At 63.1% G+C, this 814-nt stretch carries 2 protein-coding genes and 1 pseudogene; 2 read left to right on the top strand and 1 reads right to left on the bottom strand.

Features of this window, described 5'->3' with window-relative positions; all coding sequences use genetic code 11:
* Positions 1-194 (top strand): YfbK domain-containing protein (locus EN750_RS36995; RefSeq protein WP_127399459.1); only part of this gene is annotated, 194 nt, incomplete at its 5' end.
* 209 nt (positions 195-403) lie between these two features.
* Complete coding sequence (locus EN750_RS39790) at positions 404-673, top strand: hypothetical protein (RefSeq protein ID WP_023812294.1); 270 nt, start codon at positions 404-406, stop codon at positions 671-673.
* Positions 674-688: 15 nt separating this feature from the next.
* Here EN750_RS39790 and EN750_RS41295 read toward each other — a convergent pair.
* Positions 689-814, bottom strand: a pseudogene (locus EN750_RS41295) (methionine synthase); the annotation flags it as partial.

Below are 814 nucleotides of genomic sequence, written 5' to 3'. Positions count from 1 at the left end.
GCACCGATCAGCGCTTCTCCGTCGCGGTTGCCGCCTTCGGCCAGAAGCTGCGCGACGAGGATGCGACCGCGAAGTTCGGCTACGACAAGATCATGGAGATCGCCACTGCCGCTCGAGGGGCCGACCCGTTTGGGTACAGGGCCGAGTTCCTCTCGCTTGTGCGCCTTGCCTCTGCGCTGGGCGGTAACCGGTAAGTGGTGATGACGGCCGGTTTCTTTCAGATAGGATCGTTCTGATACGGGGGAACCGACCGCGGGCGGGTGAGGCAGGCCGGCGAGGGAAACCTTGCCGGCCTTTTTTCGCGGATTTTATGGGTCGTTAAATTGCGCGGCAATTCCGGTACCGGATGGCAACCCCCTCCTTGTTACGCAGGACAGGTGTACTGGGCTTGAGGGAGCCGAAATTGCAGATCAGGACTATCGCCAACTCGATACCCCCGGCGCCAGACGCCTCGGCGGTTTCATCGGCCCCATCATCGGAATCCAGGCGTATCAGTGACGATGTCGCACAGGCGCGCCACACCGCCCTGTCGGCGCTGACCAACGACCGCTTCCGCATCATGCTGGAACAGATCACCGACCCCAGCGCTTCGGGCGCGCTGATGACGATGCGCGGCGACAATGTGGTCGACTTCAAGTCGGCGCAGTCGAGCTACGCCGACAACAGCGAATAACCGAAATCGATGAGGTCAGGCCCGGCTGCGGCGGCGCTCGCGGCGGGCTTCGCTGGTCTCGGCGGTGTTTTCCGTCGCGACCTTGTTGCGCATCGGACCAATGCGCTCGACGATCGCCGCAACCGTCGGACGATCCGACTT

It is taken from the genome of Mesorhizobium sp. M7A.F.Ca.ET.027.03.2.1 (assembly GCF_003999175.1).
In the GTDB taxonomy this organism is placed as follows: Bacteria; Pseudomonadota; Alphaproteobacteria; order Rhizobiales; family Rhizobiaceae; genus Mesorhizobium.
The sequence above is the reverse complement of the archived record's forward strand: the minus strand, read 5'-3'. Positions and strand labels throughout refer to the sequence as shown.